This is a genomic window from Empedobacter sp. GD03739, from assembly GCF_029843245.1.
Taxonomy (GTDB): domain Bacteria; phylum Bacteroidota; class Bacteroidia; order Flavobacteriales; family Weeksellaceae; genus Empedobacter; species Empedobacter falsenii_B.
This window is the reverse complement of sequence record NZ_JAOCHX010000018.1, coordinates 22,296-36,456: the sequence shown is the minus strand read 5'-3', so window position 1 is coordinate 36,456 and position 14,161 is coordinate 22,296. Positions and strand designations below refer to the sequence as shown.

Annotated in this window: 24 protein-coding genes; 18 read left to right on the top strand and 6 right to left on the bottom strand. The window is 34.5% G+C overall.

The features are described from left to right. Nucleotides 1-14 precede the first annotated feature (14 nt). The 16 genes from N5E64_RS07665 to N5E64_RS07590 all read left to right on the top strand — a co-directional run bounded on the left by N5E64_RS07665 (nucleotide 15) and on the right by N5E64_RS07590 (nucleotide 9,078). Complete coding sequence (locus tag N5E64_RS07665) at nucleotides 15-2,153, top strand: hypothetical protein (RefSeq protein ID WP_280036831.1); 2,139 nt, start codon at nucleotides 15-17, stop codon at nucleotides 2,151-2,153. 3 nt (nucleotides 2,154-2,156) lie between these two features. Next, nucleotides 2,157-3,089, top strand: coding sequence for an ATP-binding protein (locus N5E64_RS07660; protein ID WP_280036829.1), 933 nt, complete (start codon nucleotides 2,157-2,159; stop codon nucleotides 3,087-3,089). Continuing rightward, nucleotides 3,086-3,736, top strand: a complete 651-nt coding sequence (locus N5E64_RS07655; protein WP_280036826.1) for an ATP-binding protein — start codon at nucleotides 3,086-3,088, stop codon at nucleotides 3,734-3,736. The genes N5E64_RS07660 and N5E64_RS07655 overlap by 4 nt, the downstream gene beginning before the upstream one ends. Nucleotides 3,737-3,749: 13 nt before the next feature. Then, nucleotides 3,750-4,097 (top strand): hypothetical protein, encoded by a 348-nt coding sequence (locus N5E64_RS07650; protein ID WP_280036824.1) that lies wholly within the window; start codon nucleotides 3,750-3,752, stop codon nucleotides 4,095-4,097. Further along, complete coding sequence (locus N5E64_RS07645; protein ID WP_280036822.1) at nucleotides 4,078-4,320, top strand: hypothetical protein; 243 nt, start codon at nucleotides 4,078-4,080, stop codon at nucleotides 4,318-4,320. The genes N5E64_RS07650 and N5E64_RS07645 overlap by 20 nt, the downstream gene beginning before the upstream one ends. After that, nucleotides 4,284-4,553 carry a hypothetical protein gene (locus N5E64_RS07640; RefSeq protein WP_280036821.1) on the top strand — a complete coding sequence of 90 codons (270 nt, stop codon included), beginning with the start codon at nucleotides 4,284-4,286 and terminating at the stop codon, nucleotides 4,551-4,553. Before N5E64_RS07645 ends, N5E64_RS07640 begins: the two co-directional genes overlap by 37 nt. A 3-nt stretch (nucleotides 4,554-4,556) precedes the next feature. Continuing rightward, nucleotides 4,557-4,832: a hypothetical protein gene (locus tag N5E64_RS07635; protein WP_280036820.1), complete on the top strand. Its 276-nt coding sequence runs from the start codon at nucleotides 4,557-4,559 to the stop codon at nucleotides 4,830-4,832. 3 nt (nucleotides 4,833-4,835) lie between these two features. After that, nucleotides 4,836-5,534 carry a DUF3164 family protein gene (locus N5E64_RS07630; protein ID WP_280036818.1) on the top strand — a complete coding sequence of 233 codons (699 nt, stop codon included), beginning with the start codon at nucleotides 4,836-4,838 and terminating at the stop codon, nucleotides 5,532-5,534. 96 nt (nucleotides 5,535-5,630) lie between these two features. After that, nucleotides 5,631-5,810 (top strand): hypothetical protein, encoded by a 180-nt coding sequence (locus tag N5E64_RS07625; RefSeq protein ID WP_280036816.1) that lies wholly within the window; start codon nucleotides 5,631-5,633, stop codon nucleotides 5,808-5,810. Between the two features lie 3 nt (nucleotides 5,811-5,813). Next, nucleotides 5,814-6,245, top strand: a complete 432-nt coding sequence (locus N5E64_RS07620; RefSeq protein ID WP_280036815.1) for a hypothetical protein — start codon at nucleotides 5,814-5,816, stop codon at nucleotides 6,243-6,245. Next, entirely contained in the window at nucleotides 6,242-6,661 is a 420-nt protein-coding gene (locus N5E64_RS07615; RefSeq protein ID WP_280036813.1) for a hypothetical protein, read from the top strand. The genes N5E64_RS07620 and N5E64_RS07615 overlap by 4 nt, the downstream gene beginning before the upstream one ends. Before the next feature lies 1 nt (nucleotide 6,662). Then, the gene (locus tag N5E64_RS07610; protein ID WP_280036812.1) at nucleotides 6,663-7,124 is read left to right on the top strand and encodes a conserved phage C-terminal domain-containing protein; all 462 of its coding nucleotides are present in this window, start codon (nucleotides 6,663-6,665) and stop codon (nucleotides 7,122-7,124) included. Continuing rightward, nucleotides 7,060-7,869 carry a hypothetical protein gene (locus N5E64_RS07605; protein ID WP_280036810.1) on the top strand — a complete coding sequence of 270 codons (810 nt, stop codon included), beginning with the start codon at nucleotides 7,060-7,062 and terminating at the stop codon, nucleotides 7,867-7,869. The genes N5E64_RS07610 and N5E64_RS07605 overlap by 65 nt, the downstream gene beginning before the upstream one ends. Further along, nucleotides 7,847-8,014 (top strand): hypothetical protein, encoded by a 168-nt coding sequence (locus N5E64_RS07600; protein ID WP_280036809.1) that lies wholly within the window; start codon nucleotides 7,847-7,849, stop codon nucleotides 8,012-8,014. Before N5E64_RS07605 ends, N5E64_RS07600 begins: the two co-directional genes overlap by 23 nt. Next, on the top strand, nucleotides 8,001-8,222 hold the full coding sequence (locus tag N5E64_RS07595) for a hypothetical protein (protein WP_280036808.1): 222 nt from the start codon (nucleotides 8,001-8,003) through the stop codon (nucleotides 8,220-8,222). Before N5E64_RS07600 ends, N5E64_RS07595 begins: the two co-directional genes overlap by 14 nt. Before the next feature lie 46 nt (nucleotides 8,223-8,268). Further along, nucleotides 8,269-9,078, top strand: a complete 810-nt coding sequence (locus N5E64_RS07590) for a hypothetical protein (RefSeq protein WP_280036806.1) — start codon at nucleotides 8,269-8,271, stop codon at nucleotides 9,076-9,078. A gap of 36 nt (nucleotides 9,079-9,114) precedes the next feature. On the opposite strand, the gene N5E64_RS07585 is transcribed toward N5E64_RS07590, so the two are convergent. Then, nucleotides 9,115-9,333, bottom strand: coding sequence for a hypothetical protein (locus tag N5E64_RS07585; protein WP_280036805.1), 219 nt, complete (start codon nucleotides 9,331-9,333; stop codon nucleotides 9,115-9,117). A gap of 77 nt (nucleotides 9,334-9,410) precedes the next feature. Between N5E64_RS07585 and N5E64_RS07580 the strand changes: the two genes are divergently transcribed. Continuing rightward, nucleotides 9,411-9,617: a hypothetical protein gene (locus N5E64_RS07580; RefSeq protein WP_280036803.1), complete on the top strand. Its 207-nt coding sequence runs from the start codon at nucleotides 9,411-9,413 to the stop codon at nucleotides 9,615-9,617. A gap of 18 nt (nucleotides 9,618-9,635) precedes the next feature. Here N5E64_RS07580 and N5E64_RS07575 read toward each other — a convergent pair whose 3' ends face one another. Next, nucleotides 9,636-10,070, bottom strand: a complete 435-nt coding sequence (locus N5E64_RS07575) for a hypothetical protein (RefSeq protein ID WP_280036802.1) — start codon at nucleotides 10,068-10,070, stop codon at nucleotides 9,636-9,638. Continuing rightward, nucleotides 10,070-10,603: a phage virion morphogenesis protein gene (locus N5E64_RS07570; protein WP_280036800.1), complete on the bottom strand. Its 534-nt coding sequence runs from the start codon at nucleotides 10,601-10,603 to the stop codon at nucleotides 10,070-10,072. The genes N5E64_RS07575 and N5E64_RS07570 overlap by 1 nt, the downstream gene beginning before the upstream one ends. 27 nt (nucleotides 10,604-10,630) lie before the next feature. Between N5E64_RS07570 and N5E64_RS07565 the strand changes: the two genes are divergently transcribed. Next, nucleotides 10,631-10,843 (top strand): hypothetical protein, encoded by a 213-nt coding sequence (locus tag N5E64_RS07565; RefSeq protein WP_280036798.1) that lies wholly within the window; start codon nucleotides 10,631-10,633, stop codon nucleotides 10,841-10,843. On the opposite strand, the gene N5E64_RS07560 is transcribed toward N5E64_RS07565, so the two are convergent. From N5E64_RS07560 to N5E64_RS07550, 3 genes are read right to left on the bottom strand one after another with little or no spacing between them, the layout of a single operon-like run. After that, the gene (locus N5E64_RS07560) at nucleotides 10,833-12,416 is read right to left on the bottom strand and encodes a phage minor head protein (RefSeq protein WP_280036796.1); all 1,584 of its coding nucleotides are present in this window, start codon (nucleotides 12,414-12,416) and stop codon (nucleotides 10,833-10,835) included. The genes N5E64_RS07565 and N5E64_RS07560 overlap by 11 nt on opposite strands. Before the next feature lie 53 nt (nucleotides 12,417-12,469). Beyond that, nucleotides 12,470-13,681, bottom strand: coding sequence for a DUF935 family protein (locus N5E64_RS07555; RefSeq protein ID WP_280036794.1), 1,212 nt, complete (start codon nucleotides 13,679-13,681; stop codon nucleotides 12,470-12,472). Nucleotides 13,682-13,683: 2 nt separating this feature from the next. Then, complete coding sequence (locus N5E64_RS07550) at nucleotides 13,684-14,151, bottom strand: phage protein Gp36 family protein (RefSeq protein ID WP_280036792.1); 468 nt, start codon at nucleotides 14,149-14,151, stop codon at nucleotides 13,684-13,686. Nucleotides 14,152-14,161 lie beyond the last annotated feature (10 nt).

The following is a 14,161-nucleotide window of genomic DNA, read 5'->3' as shown; positions in this document are numbered from 1 at the left end:
AATAATAAATGTGTATGGAAAAAAGAGAAGTACCATTTGAGTATTACGACGGAAAGCTTGGTGTAAAGACTAAGTTTCTAATTAAAAGTGACAAGATAGTTTTATCTCATCCTAAAAGTCTTTCCTTGATTAGTTGGAATGCCTTAAATAAAAGGATTAGAAGTAAAACATGCAGTGAGAAAGAACTGCGACGAGCCTCGCTCGGATTTGAAGCATTGGTAATTTATGATTCCCTCTGCGAAGACTGGCGAAGTCAGCTGGTCGAGAAATTTGGAAAGCCACCAGAACAGGTGCGACAGTCGTTCTTTGAAAAATATTATATAAGAGATAATCAAGCATTAGATTTTTATTTAACGCATCGTTATGGTGATGAGAATTCGAAAAAAAAATTAACACCTGAGTTAATCGAACGATATACAATTAATGCCTCGGTGCTGAATACACTACTTGAGGTTAAGGCGAATAGAAAATCGTATGCCAAAGCTATTGGCGTTGTTGGTCAATTTGATATTTGGGATTCGCTAAGCAGAGATGTTAATGCATTCCATGCGGTTGATCATGATTTACCAACTAATAAAGATGCATTGCGTCGTAAAGTTGGTAAATATCAAAAGGAAGGTTATTCGAGTTTGATCTCTGGTAAGTTGATGACGCGAAATGCAGCTATCATCAAAGATGATATTTGGGATTCTTTGTTAGAAGAATTATTGGCACAACCACAGAATTTGAATAATGAACAGGTGGCGAATTTCTTCAATATAATGGCAGAGCGTATGAACAAGCGGAAAATTGATGCTTCGGTAGTTGCGCGTAAACGTAAGGAAGTTGATTTGTTTACCAAATCCTTTACGAGAGGTGCAACAGAATTGATGCATACGAAGTTGATGCAGAATAAACGAAGTCGTCCAGATACGTCAATGTTATTCTGGGTGCATGACGGTTGGGATGTTGAGTTGTTATATCAGAAAACGAAAATTAATGCGGAAGGTAATAAAGTAACTACTTATCATCATCGACCAACGGTTGTAATGGTTTTAGATCCTTTCAATGATTATATCGTTGGTTATGCGATTGGTGAGAATGAAAATTCGGATCTGATTCGTGCGGCTTATAAAAATGCAATCAATCACACAGCAGAATTATTTAAGCAACGTCATCAACCGTATCAGATCCAATCCGATAATTACCAAATCAAACACTTGAGACCATTTTACGAATCGTTGTGTAAGCATTTTACGCCAGCGGCAGTAAAAAATTCGAAGTCAAAAGTTATTGAGGCGTTCTTTAACCGATTTAATACAAATTATCTTCAAGCGAAGATGTTACCAAACTGGTCTGGGCATAACGTAACAGCAAGTCAAGCTAATCAACCAAATGGTGATTATTTGGCTAAAATACGTCATCAGTTCCCAACTTACGAGGGGGTGGTTCAGCAAATAGTTGATGCTATCGAGAATGATCGCGCTGAGAAGCGAATGGCATACATCGAATCTTTTGCCAATATTTCTGATAAGCATTTGATGCCAATGTCATTTGACAAGTATATGCATGTCTTCGGTGAAACAACAGGTTACACGAATCGCATGGAAGGTGACGGATTGGAAGTTACGATTTACGGGCAAAAACATTGGTACGATAGCTTTGATCTAAACTGGCGAAAGTATATGCACTTGGATTGGCTGGTCCGATTTGATCCAGAAGATTTGAGTAGAGTGTATGTTACAAATGCCAAATCTCGTAATGGAAGATTGCTTGAAGAAATTGGCGATCTGTCATTTGTTTTGGAGCAAAAATACATTCAACCAATGGCGATTGCGAATCAGGAGGCACAAGATGGCGAACAACGTTCTTTGATTTATCAATTCAACAAAGATTTGACTGCGACAATTGTAGATCGTATGGTGGAACGAAAAGACACGGTGAGAGAATTATTTGAGAGTAATCCACAGTTGGAAACTTTACAAAAATTCTTGATTCCAGATAGTTTGGGACAACATAAGGACCACAAATCGGAGGAACGAAAAAAAGCAGCTCAAAAGAAGTTGCAACAATTCGAACAACAAGACGAAAAACGTCAATTGAAAGATTGGCAACAAGAACAAGACGCGTATTTGAACGCAAAAGTTGATTTGTCTAACTATTTAAATGATTAAAAAATGAAATTAACGGAAGTACAAAAAAAATCTATATCAGAAGCGTTGAACGCTTATTTGAAACAACATCAGATGTCGGCAAATGAGTTTGTGAAGCGATCTGAAATTAATGAGCGCTACATCGGTGCTATTTTGAAAGGTCAAATCATAACAGGTAATGTCTTAATCGCTGATAAGTGGTATAAAATGATTGCCGAGAAAATTGACTTTTCATTGAAAAAGGAATATTGGGAGGTTCGTCCAACAGCGCAAATGATGCGTATGTTGGAAACCTTACAGGAAGCGAGAGAGCACAGTACTACTCATGTGATAATTGGTGAAACTGGGTGTGGTAAGACATTTACAAGTGAGTTATTTCGAAATAAGTTCCCAGTTGATACCTACAAAATTACGGTTGGAAGTCTTGATACAATTGGTGATTTGTTAGACAAAACATTGGAAGAAATGAAAATATCAACGCCAAAAACCAAATCGAAAAAAATTAGTGCCATCGCAGATTTTTTAAAGGGTAAACAAATGATTGGCGAATATCCTACGGTGATCTACGATGAGTGCGAATATATGAAGCAACCAGCGCTTTGCTCAATGAAAGAGTTGTACGATGGTTTAGTTGGCTATTCCGCACTTGTGTTAATCGGTACGGATCAGTTACTTGATAATTTGGATAAGCTAAGAAAAAAGAATCGCTCTGGTATTCCACAGTTTTATCGACGCATCAAATTTGGGATTCGTGAACTGAATCCAATTGACCGCAGTTTTGATCAGTTTATCCAAGCGATTGAGGATAAGGAATTAAAAGTTTGGTTGAAAAAGAATTGCGAGAACTATGGAGAATTGCACGATGTGTTAGTACCTGCAATGCGAGAGGCTGAACGAATGAACGAACCATTAACATTGGGATTAGTACGTAAGATTTTAGGAAATCCGAGAATATGAAATTAAAACGCGCCTTGACGGTACAGAATGTACTGGATTATAAATCAACAAAAATACAATTCAAAGGTAGGTTTTATGATGTGTTTGGACATCCGCAAATTAAGGGACGATGGATAGTTGTTGGAAACTCTGGGAGTGGAAAGTCGTCCTTTATGATGCAACTGGCAAAGGAGTTCGCGCGATCTGAAAAGGTACTGTACAATTTTTTAGAGGAAGATTTAGATGATGACAACGTGCAAGATCGTTTGACGCTCTTTAAAATGCACGATGTCGCTCATAACTTTAATATGGTGTCGGAACCAATAGAAGTTTTGACAGAACGTCTGAAAATGCGTAACAGTGCGCAAGTCATCATCATTGATAGTGCAATGTATTTCTTTCGAGGTTACACTTTTGATAAGTTCATTGAATTTACGCGTCAATTTCCTAAGAAGTTATTTGTTTTCACAGCACACGGAAAGGGAGCGCATCCCAGAACTGAATTTGAAACAAGCATCTATTACGATGCTACACAAAAAGTATTTGTTAATGGCTATTTAGCTACAAACAAAGGTCGAAAGTATGGACCAAATAATAAGTTCTTCATTGTCTGGCAAAAAGGCTTTGAAGATCTACAAGGAAAAAATAAAGAATTAGAAACCGATTAAAAAACACTCAACAATGGACAAGACAACGGTTAGAATTAGAATTATTGCTGCACTTGGAATGAATTCGAGACAGTATAGAAACTTTACACGTGCCTTATTTGAATTATGGGCTACTGTGATTGCAAGACAACAAAATTTATTGTTAGAAAGTATTACCACTAACATTTCTTTATGGCATTGGTATATAGATGAGTTTGAATTAGTAGAACGTCGCTTTTATAATGAGAACAGTGCTTATATCGATTCGTTACTTGATGCAGCAATACTGAATGATGTTCTTATCTCGATGGCTGAAGAAATTGAAGAGATTTATCCAAGTGTATTAATCAAAATGTATTGCAATGAAAACGACGATTACTAAAATTGAAATAGCATCAATCATTGTGAAATTGACACAATGGTTAGAAATCAATAGTCCTTTCCATTATATGTACATCGTCGTAAATAATGAGCTGAATAATTATAAGGCTCAATTAGCACTAATGGAAGAGCAAAACGAAAATGAATGGGATAACAAAGTCCCGACTGAATACTATAAACAATTAGAATGGATAGACGATACAGCGAGGATGATATTTTATTGATCCTAAATTACGATACACATGGAAACGAGTGTTTGACTTTGACAGACAGATGTCAATTGCACCAAGTATCAAACGATTTACACTTTAATCGTCCCTGTACTATTCCAGATCATCTGAAAGGTTTAATCGCTTTAATCCTTACAGAAATTAGTCACAGAAATTTTGTGTATGTGAATTCGCACTACACATTAGATCGAGAAAAACAACAATTATTATTAATACAAACATTTTAAATTATGTCACAGGACCAAAAACCAAAATCAATCAACACAGAAGATTTAACAGCGTTATTTCATTTATCGATTAAAGAAGATAAAGACGGAACAATAACTACTCATGCTCAAACTTGTGGATCTAAAGGAAATTTAATTCCTATGATGATGCAGGTATTTTTAAGAGAGCCGAAAGTTATGGATATTCTGAAAGAAGCATTGAAACACACAAAAGGATTTAAAAAAGAATTTTCAGAATTAGTTTCAGAATTTGAAAAAAATTCAAAGCAAAAAAAATAAGCGATGACAATAAAATTAGAAGACTTAACAGCAGAGCAGAAAGCAGAATTAGCAAAACAATTGGCTGCTGAAAAACAATCCGAAAAGGAACAACGAGCAATCAATCTAAAAGCATTAGAAGACATTGCGCAGGAACAATTGCCAAAAGCTATTGAACAGCTTCAGAATGCGTCAAAAGCATTGGGATCAGCAAAACTATTTGTTTACACTTCATTTGTAGATTATCTGAAATTGAAGATTGACACATTAGGGATTTCATCTACTCAAAAAACACATACGATTAGCTTGCCGAATGCAAAGATTATATTGGGTTACAGAGTGACAGATGGTTACGATGATAATGCCAACTATGGATTGGCATTGGTTCACAAGTTTTTGGGTTCTTTAGCAAAAGATCCTGAATCGGCAAAATTGATGAAATTAGTCAATCGTCTTTTACAAAAGAATGCAAAAGGAGATTTGGATAGTAAAAAAGTTCTCGAACTATCGCAACACGCCAACGAAGAGTATCCAAATACTGATTTTGCTGAAGGAATGGAATTAATTCAAAAGGCGTACAAACCAAAAATGAGTAAATGGTTTATAGAGGCATGGATGGTTGATGCTAATGGTGTAGAGAAAGTGATCCCGTTGAATATCACATCTTGTGAATTGCCAAAGGATTTTGATTTAAGCTTTTTATTACCAACTGCCGATGAGTAGTAACAAAATTTTAGCAATAGTAATCTACGGCGTCATTGTGGCGCTGTGGATTTACAAAATAGTAAAAAATAGTAATCAACAAAATCACGATTAAAAATGCCAATCACAATATCAAAATTAACAGATCAAGGTTTCTTGGTAAATGGCAAAGCGGTTTATCAAGATCTGGGCGGAGTTTGGAAACCCGAAACGAAGTTAGAATACTTTGAACTACATGCTTTTAAACAGCATTTAAAAAGTATTTATCCAAGTGGTAAAAATGTTGTAAATAATTAAGACATGAAAACCAAACCACAGCTTATCCAACAATTAATGACCATCGTGTCAGAGAAGTACAGCGACCGCAATGCGCGGTTAGCTGACTTCGGGAAAATACTCGGTTATAAAGTGATTTCTACAACCAATTTAACCGACATAGAATTAACGGAACTTATCCATTGCTACACAACAGGCGAATTGCCAAATCCTACTATTTATGCCTACTTCGAAAATGAAAATCCACAACATCGCAAAGTTTTGTCACTTGCCAAACAATTGGGGTGGCGAGATGTCGAGAAACCAACTTTTGCCAGTCTGCATATTTTAGGTTGCTGGATCAAAAGTTATCGATGTCCTGTAGCTGGGAAAACATTAAAGAAAATGGAACCGCAAGAAGTGAGCAAAGTAATATTTGCATTAGAACAAATGGTAATTAAAAAATTTAAAAGATGAAACAAGAAATTGTAAAAGGTGCTCAACTTACAGCTATTAATGTATGTAAAATGAGAAGAACTGGTCAAGAAACTTTAACTATTGGTAATGTATATGAGGTTTTAGGAGTAAATAATAATGAAGATGAATTTTGGATTAAAGATGATTTTGATAAACAACATTTTTTTGGTATTTCAGATTATACAGATTATTTCGAATCATTAAATTCAAAATTTAACAATGGTTGGATTAAAATAGAAAGTGAAGATGATTTACCTAAAAATATCACAGAATGTTGGATAAATTATAAAGATAAAATTCTCCTTTCATTATATCAAAGCAAGCACTTTGTTTTAAAAAGTGAATTTAGTTTACTTCCTTTTAATTTAATCACCCACTACCAACCAATCGAAAAGCCAAAACCACCAATTTATTGATATGACTAAAACAGAAACTTATAACAAAACAGAAATCGCCAATGCGTTATCTGCACAGGGCTTAGACGAATGGACAATAAAAGAAGTGTTGGACAGATTACCTGTTAAGTCTAACATTCACCCAGAAGCAACGGAGGTTTTAAATTACCTCAACGAATTGGCTAAGCGTCGATTTTCGGCACGTAGAAGTAATTTGAGCCATATCAACGCTCGATTACAGGAAGGTATCACCGTTCAGCAATTGAAACAGGTGATTGAATTGAAAGTTTTTCAATGGGCAAATGATTTTACCATGAAAGCGCATCTTAATCCAGAAACTTTATTTCGACCGTCGAAAATCGAAAAGTATTTGCAGGAAGTTGAAGATATAGAGAAGAATCCACAAAAATTCAAACAGCATGTCGAACGAAATCACCAAGAAGAACAGCGACAACGGGATCGTAACTTCAACCCATTGGCATAAAGATTTTTTTGAAAAAGACATCAACGACATCAATGGACGATCAATGGTTATTCTCGAAAAAGAATCCTCCATTGTTTTGGCTGAAACAATTGAATGTCGAAAATTAAGCAGTTTATTGTTAGCTGATGATGGATTGAGCAAGAAACAGGTTTTACAGATTTTACAAATCGCTATTCTTAATACGGCACGTTCTTTCAAATATTCTGAAAATATGACACCAATGCAAGCTTATGTACTTGCTGATGACTTGCTCGATAAAATGAAATACGAAAGTTTAGAAGATGTTTTATTGATGCTGAAAATGGGACGTCGTGGGGAATTGGGTTCGAACAAAGGTAGGTTTGATAGTGATGTGTTATTTACGCTATTTCTGCCAGCTTACAACGAGATAAAAGCCGAGCAATGGGAAGAAAAAAAACGAGTTGAAAAATTGGAAAGGGAGAAAAAAGAACAAGAAGATCTTGCCGCACCACGCGAGTACAATGTAGATTATGTTGATAAACTGCATAAAGCTTGGAAAGAATCAATAAAACCTAAGGTTATTACTTCTACATCACCTTTACCAGAAGTTAATCACCACGAGCAATTTATGGTTAATCTTCGGCAGGTTGTAAGTTCGATGACGAATTCGGAACTGCAAAATGAAATGATCCGAGCAAAAAATAATAAGGTGTTTGATGCTTATGAGATTTACGAAAACGAATTAAAAAGAAGAGATAAAAATGGAAGAAATAAAAGTAAGTGATGCGCTACTGGCAGAATACAAAGCTGTAAAACTCGAAAAAGAAAAAGGTGCTACAGTTTATGGTTTGTTCTCTGAGCCAATTGATGAGATTATAGAACGATTAGAACGACAATTAAAACAGTTTGGTGTAAATGGAGTTAACTAAAGAAATATTCACAAAGCTGAATGAAGAAAAGAAAAAAGCAGATACACATGCGATGCATATTGATTTAGCAATAGAAAGTCTACAGAATATCTGTGAACATGAATGGGAATCGGATTCTTTGGCTGGTCAATATGAACAACCATGTTGTAAGATTTGTGGAAAAGAACAAGAAAACAAACATGTTAATAAAGACTACTCAAATGAGTAGTCTTTTTTTTTATAAATATTGTAAATTAGCGACTTAAATAAATACTATGAAATATTCATTTATCCTATTGTTATTATTGTCTGTTAATGTATTTTCACAACATTTTAGATTAGACAATGATTCTAAAAGTAAACTTGCTAAAATAGACAAAGAACTTCTTAATAAAGTTTTGTTTACTGAACATTTTTTGAACGAAAAGTCTAATCCTCAGTTAAGTGTTATAGAAAATTACATCACTACTTCAAAAATTTCAATAAAGCAACTTGAAACTTTTAAAAAATTAGTTTGTTTAGATTGCTATAAAGAAGAATGGGAATTAATACAGCAGAATAATAAAGATTCAAAAGATGTAATGAATGGAAAAAATGATAGTGTACAAAATATAGATTATTTAAAATCATTGAATAAATTAGATTCTGTACAGGTTACAACTGTAGCGAATGAAATTAATTCATTGACAAATAATGCATTTAAATTGTATGATGATTATGAAAAAAATTATACAAGAATCCTTCGTTTTTATCCTGCAAAATATACTTTACAAGAGTTTGAAGCGAAATATAAGACTACGGGTATCTATGCTTGTACAGAATGTATGAAAGTTACTTTTTCGTTTGTTTTTGATGGTGCAAATTCTGATCTGAACGTTAAAGGAAAAAAGATGTATAAATTTCAATCTGTAACCGCTGAATATTTGCAGTTATTTCCGTTCTGGCAAAAGTATGTAACACCAACTTTAAATGCTGAACAATTGTTGAGTGATGCAAATTATAACAATCGTTGGTATAAGAATATATTTTATGATATAAATATTCGTTTTCATAAAACCGATAATTGGGTAATTGAGAATTATTAATAAACAAAAACCTCTGAATATTCAGAGGTTTTTTGTTTAATTAGGTAGATCATGTATTTGATCTTTAATATTTTCAAGTTCTTCTTCAATTCCTTTAATAGCAGAATAGCCATCTCTGAATAAAGCTTCCTCTAATAATTGATTTCTTTGTAATTGAATAGCTAATTGATGAGCTTCAAAAGTTGTGAATTCTGGGTGATCTTGTAAAAGTCGAGAAACAATAACCTCTATTGTTTCGCATGGTGAAATTGCCATAGTTTTAATATTTATTGTCTAAGATATAAATTTGCATACAAAATCAAAAATTGCATTCAAATTAAATATTTGTTATCTTGCAACTATCTACACAACACACCATGCCGACATTTGACAATACTAAAATACGCTACCGATTAATCAAAGAATTGTATCGCAAACATGCGCATCCTGATATTCCATTGACACGTACGTTTAAAAAACACGTGAAACCAGTTTATCCGATTTCACGTGCGACATTGTACAAAATTCTTAACACACCTGACGAAGATTTGCACTTTTAAAATCGTTTTAAAAACTATTTAAACATCGTGTGCAGCTAATGTGTAGATTATACGATGTTCTTGCATTCCGTCCGTTCTGCGAACTCTCCTAACACCTGTACGAACTAACTTCCCATTCCCTACGATTTGTCCTTGCAAAAGCTTGTGAGCGTCTTCAATTAATTCATAAATTAACCATGCTTTATCACGTTGCATTTGTGGTGCATTTGCTGATGTGTTCGTAATCTTCAACGTTGCAATTGTTAACTCAATGTTTATCGTTCCTTCTTGGCGTAATGTCGGTATCTGTCGAATATCGTTCCCTAAATTGCTGTACGCTGCATTGTCGCAATCAATCAACGCACAAGGATATTTTACAGGTGGTTGTGGTAAATTGAGTTGTCCCCAATTCTCGTCTACGTAAGCGAATTTAGCTTTTAGTTTGTTTTGAATTTCTTCTAAAAATGTTTTCATTATTGTGTTGTGAATAAGTTGAATAAATCGCGTTCTATTTCTTGAAAATTCTCGTCGACAACATCTTTTACAAACTCATCTACTTGCGGATGATCGCCGATGAATTGTCGTTGTGGAATTTCAATCTTAGCACCAACAGGCTTCAATGCCATTGCTTTCCAAATTGATGCTTGTGCTGCAATTTGAGTATTCCAATTGTTGGGCATGTCAGCAGATGTTTTGTTTTCGTAATATTTCGCCCAAAAGTATTTTTTCATTTTGGCTGTAACTGTAATCTTACCGCCTTCGTTGTGAATGCTGGCGTACGGTAAATTTGATGTAAAAACAATGCCATCGCCTTGTATGGTTGAGTTGATGGAACTACGCAAATTACCCGATCTCATCATTAGTGAGCCGTTTTGATTCTGCAATTTTGTTTCGTCCCATTGCTCGTCAAAAAAGGCTTTTCGTTCAAAGTTTTTATCGTATTCGTCAGTCGCCTCAATCTGTACATCTTGTAAAATTTGTTGAAAATATTCGATTATCGGTTTCATATTGAATTATTTTGTAAATTTGTAATTATGTCGAAAATTGATTATACATATCAGAATCTTGATTTAAGAGAAATAACTCAAAATGATTTAGCAGTTTTGCTAAAACTTAATCCTGTTATGATTTCTGCTGATCCATCATCCAAAACAGACGAAAGGGTTTTGGGACTTTTTTGTTTTGCGGAGTTACACAATTTAAGTGACTTAATGAGACAACTAAATTCGATTTATCCTACTTCTTAGTTTTTTCAAGTCCTTTTAAAACTTTTTTGTTGTGTTCTAAGATTGTATTAAAATCTTTCTCACTATAATCTTTAGCCCATTTCAATAAGCTGTCATAAGTTTTTGCTTTTAACTTATAAGCTGAATGATCTGATATTGCATTTTTTAAATATTTTTGTTGAAGTTTGTAATCACCTTCAATTAAATTCTTCTTAACATCAGATAATACTTTGCTTTCGTCTGCATCTACAAAACGAATTAAACTATCAAAGTTTCTTACCATTGTATTATATCCTGTATTCTTTCTATCTGACATTAGAATTTCATGATTTAATTTTCCACCCATTTTTTTCATAAAATCGGGTAATGTTTTGCGTGAGACAAACTCATTTGCAAGCTCCATGTATCTTGTTTCTGTAGGTGTTAAAAGATTAGAATAATGAATACCTTTTTTATTAGAATTATGCATGATTTCATGATAATATGTACCAAATGCTCTTTCTTGTTCAAATGTTGTAGGTATATTGTTGTTAATATTATTTATACCTCCTATCAGATCATCAATTATATTTTGTCGAAGATTTATAGTACCATTCATGTCTGTGTTTCCATTAATGTCTTCCCGTAATGTTAGATTAACTTTCTTAAATCCTCGATGGAATAATTCTGGATTTTTATTTGATAAATCATTAGTAAAATTGCTTAAGTCTTCAACCGTTTTTAATTTCTCAACATCATTTTTCTTAATCTCTTTTTTAACCTCTTTTTTCACCTTATCAGCATCCTTGATTTTGTTGTATGGATGATTTGGTGGAAAAACAAGACGTTGTTTACCAGAATTAAATCGGAAAATCTCTAAACGATTTTTATTGTCTTTACCTATTTGTGTTGTCGCAATGTTTCCAGCTTTTAGCGCATTTTCTTCATTGGTTGCAGGATATTTACTTGCACGAACTTGTACAGCATTACAACGACAGCGCCATCCATTCGGTGGGTAGAACTTGTCCCAAAACGGATTGTTCATTGGTAAAGTAATTCCGTGTAATGGTTGGTGAGAAATTCTTACTTTATCATCTTGCGCCGTTCTGTATTGTAAATTGTAGCGATCGCTTTCAACATAATTTTGCCATTTCTCACCCATTTGTACAGATGAGACTGCAAATTGATATTCGGCTTGCAAATAGTTATCGTTGTACAAACCATTGATTTTCGCAATATCTAATTTGAATCGATCAAAGGATTTTATTTTACCATCATCCGTCAATAATAAACTACCAGCTTCCTGCAATTGCGCATGTGTGCGTAAGTGTGAGAAAATGAAAATATCATTTTTGAACGCGTCTCGCATAAAGTCAGTTACATTGTTATCTGTAACCGCTTTATTTAAGAAACTATTCGTTTGATTAATTAAATTCTTGTACGGTTCCTGATCCAAATCTTTGTAACTATATGAACCTTGCGCATGCAAATATTTTAAAGCTTCCAAACCTGCTTTAATTACATCATCTACGCTGTTATAATTCGCTGCAAGATTAATGATAGCATCTTTTTTACAATCTTCGCATTCACAATTGTATAAATCATCAATGCGCATGTGTAGTGACTTGTAATACACTCGCGGGCTGATAGGTCGTCGCCTTTCAGCCCTTAAACGAAAAAACCGTCGTCAGCCGATAAATTTTGTTGTTGTACAGGCATTGCACTTTCTCTTTCACCTGTTATTTTGATTCCGAATTTATCTTTTACCCATTCAGGATCTACAGTAAAATGATTCAACGCCTGCACCGTCATTTTCCAAAGCTCTTCTGTGTCTTCGGCAATTTCGTACTGAAATACATAATCCTCTGGAACAACTCCAATTCGTGCTAATGCTGGCATTACACGTGTATTCATGTACATTTCGACTAACGCCATATCTGCCATGACTAATTTTTTCAAAGTGTCTTGTCCTGCACGTTCTTTGCCATAACTACCATTCTGTGTGTCTTGACCTAATACAGCTCCATTCAACGCAATTGAAATTTCATTCGTACACAAACGAATTAAGTTGTTGTACACATCGCCATTTGTTTGTACACCTTGCGCCCATTGAAATTCCTCTGTGCTGTCAATGATAAACCAAGCGGCTGTGCCCATTTGTTGCATCATTTTTTTACCACGCGCTAAAGCTTGTGGATCTTGCGTGTCCGTCTTCATCACACGTGGAGGAATACCATAAATTTCGCAGAGTTCAGACCAGCATGATTGCGCAAATTTTTTGAATAAAACGTGTGGCACAATTTTATTTAACAATCCTAAATCATCGTTTTTTCCAAACTCTAAAATCCAAGTCCCGTATTCCTGTAATTCACGGTAATTAATTTTTTCGGCATCTTGGTAGTTTTTGTGAAACCAACCTTTTTTTGCGATGATATTTTGACGAGGAATTAAGGTTGTTTTTAAATTGTTTTCACCTGTTGTATTATCCCAATCCAATTCAATTACGCTATGACCAAAAAAACGGGTGTACACAATTTGACGAATGATTTCATTAATAAATTCAGCATTTTGCAATTCTTCTGTTAACTCAACATCAATGTCGCCACCTTTTGGTCGAAGATTGAAATTGGCAGAAATAGCCTCTAACGTTCTATTTTCAATTTGAGATGTAACCGTTGTGTCATTCATTATATCGTCATACAAGTTGTATAACAGGTAAGACATTGGGAACTCAACAGCTTTGATAGCATTCTCAGCTATGCGCCATTTTGAAATATCTTGACGAGTTTTGAAGACATATTGCTCAACCAATTCCGTGCTTAATTTTGCTCGATTTTGTTGATTTGTAGGTTTGGTTTTATTTCGATTTCTTTTTGCCATGATTATTCGTGATTAAATTTTTCTCGAGATCCGTACATGAATGGATAGGTGTCGTCTGTGTTTTCGTCGTCTGTACTAACAGGTGGTTTGATTTGTGGCAAACTGTCCAATGAGATGTCGCCTTTTGCTAACTGATTAAGGTATTTGATTGTACGATCGTAGCGGTCTTTGGCTTGTTCGTATAAAATGTCAACGTTAGCTAAATCGATGATGTGCCATTTTGCAATGATGATACAATGTGATAAAATCAATGCATTTCGTTCTGTTCCTGTTGCGCTGAAAATAGCATCTAAGTCGTATTTCAGTCGTCCGTCCTGCCATTCTTTTTTATTATTTGCTGCCAAATACGAACGGCATTCGTCCTCTGCCGCTTGCAAGGCTTGTAATACAATTGCGTCATCACCTTCTGTAATGTCTTCGACTTGATAATTGTATATGTTATTTTTTAAATCTGATTTTTGTAAAAACATTTTAAATGGT

What these genes read in the sequence shown, in the direction of transcription:
- N5E64_RS07665 (WP_280036831.1), top strand. Translation starts at nt 15, where the DNA reads ATGGAAAAAAGAGAAGTACCATTTGAGTATTACGACGGAAAGCTTGGT.
- N5E64_RS07660 (WP_280036829.1), top strand. Translation starts at nt 2,157, where the DNA reads ATGAAATTAACGGAAGTACAAAAAAAATCTATATCAGAAGCGTTGAAC.
- N5E64_RS07655 (WP_280036826.1), top strand. Translation starts at nt 3,086, where the DNA reads ATGAAATTAAAACGCGCCTTGACGGTACAGAATGTACTGGATTATAAA.
- N5E64_RS07650 (WP_280036824.1), top strand. Translation starts at nt 3,750, where the DNA reads ATGGACAAGACAACGGTTAGAATTAGAATTATTGCTGCACTTGGAATG.
- N5E64_RS07645 (WP_280036822.1), top strand. Translation starts at nt 4,078, where the DNA reads ATGAAAACGACGATTACTAAAATTGAAATAGCATCAATCATTGTGAAA.
- N5E64_RS07640 (WP_280036821.1), top strand. Translation starts at nt 4,284, where the DNA reads ATGGATAGACGATACAGCGAGGATGATATTTTATTGATCCTAAATTAC.
- N5E64_RS07635 (WP_280036820.1), top strand. Translation starts at nt 4,557, where the DNA reads ATGTCACAGGACCAAAAACCAAAATCAATCAACACAGAAGATTTAACA.
- N5E64_RS07630 (WP_280036818.1), top strand. Translation starts at nt 4,836, where the DNA reads ATGACAATAAAATTAGAAGACTTAACAGCAGAGCAGAAAGCAGAATTA.
- N5E64_RS07625 (WP_280036816.1), top strand. Translation starts at nt 5,631, where the DNA reads ATGCCAATCACAATATCAAAATTAACAGATCAAGGTTTCTTGGTAAAT.
- N5E64_RS07620 (WP_280036815.1), top strand. Translation starts at nt 5,814, where the DNA reads ATGAAAACCAAACCACAGCTTATCCAACAATTAATGACCATCGTGTCA.
- N5E64_RS07615 (WP_280036813.1), top strand. Translation starts at nt 6,242, where the DNA reads ATGAAACAAGAAATTGTAAAAGGTGCTCAACTTACAGCTATTAATGTA.
- N5E64_RS07610 (WP_280036812.1), top strand. Translation starts at nt 6,663, where the DNA reads ATGACTAAAACAGAAACTTATAACAAAACAGAAATCGCCAATGCGTTA.
- N5E64_RS07605 (WP_280036810.1), top strand. Translation starts at nt 7,060, where the DNA reads ATGTCGAACGAAATCACCAAGAAGAACAGCGACAACGGGATCGTAACT.
- N5E64_RS07600 (WP_280036809.1), top strand. Translation starts at nt 7,847, where the DNA reads ATGGAAGAAATAAAAGTAAGTGATGCGCTACTGGCAGAATACAAAGCT.
- N5E64_RS07595 (WP_280036808.1), top strand. Translation starts at nt 8,001, where the DNA reads ATGGAGTTAACTAAAGAAATATTCACAAAGCTGAATGAAGAAAAGAAA.
- N5E64_RS07590 (WP_280036806.1), top strand. Translation starts at nt 8,269, where the DNA reads ATGAAATATTCATTTATCCTATTGTTATTATTGTCTGTTAATGTATTT.
- N5E64_RS07585 (WP_280036805.1), bottom strand. Translation starts at nt 9,333, where the DNA reads ATGGCAATTTCACCATGCGAAACAATAGAGGTTATTGTTTCTCGACTT.
- N5E64_RS07575 (WP_280036802.1), bottom strand. Translation starts at nt 10,070, where the DNA reads ATGAAAACATTTTTAGAAGAAATTCAAAACAAACTAAAAGCTAAATTC.
- N5E64_RS07570 (WP_280036800.1), bottom strand. Translation starts at nt 10,603, where the DNA reads ATGAAACCGATAATCGAATATTTTCAACAAATTTTACAAGATGTACAG.
- N5E64_RS07565 (WP_280036798.1), top strand. Translation starts at nt 10,631, where the DNA reads ATGTCGAAAATTGATTATACATATCAGAATCTTGATTTAAGAGAAATA.
- N5E64_RS07560 (WP_280036796.1), bottom strand. Translation starts at nt 12,416, where the DNA reads ATGCGCATTGATGATTTATACAATTGTGAATGCGAAGATTGTAAAAAA.
- N5E64_RS07555 (WP_280036794.1), bottom strand. Translation starts at nt 13,681, where the DNA reads ATGGCAAAAAGAAATCGAAATAAAACCAAACCTACAAATCAACAAAAT.
- N5E64_RS07550 (WP_280036792.1), bottom strand. Translation starts at nt 14,151, where the DNA reads ATGTTTTTACAAAAATCAGATTTAAAAAATAACATATACAATTATCAA.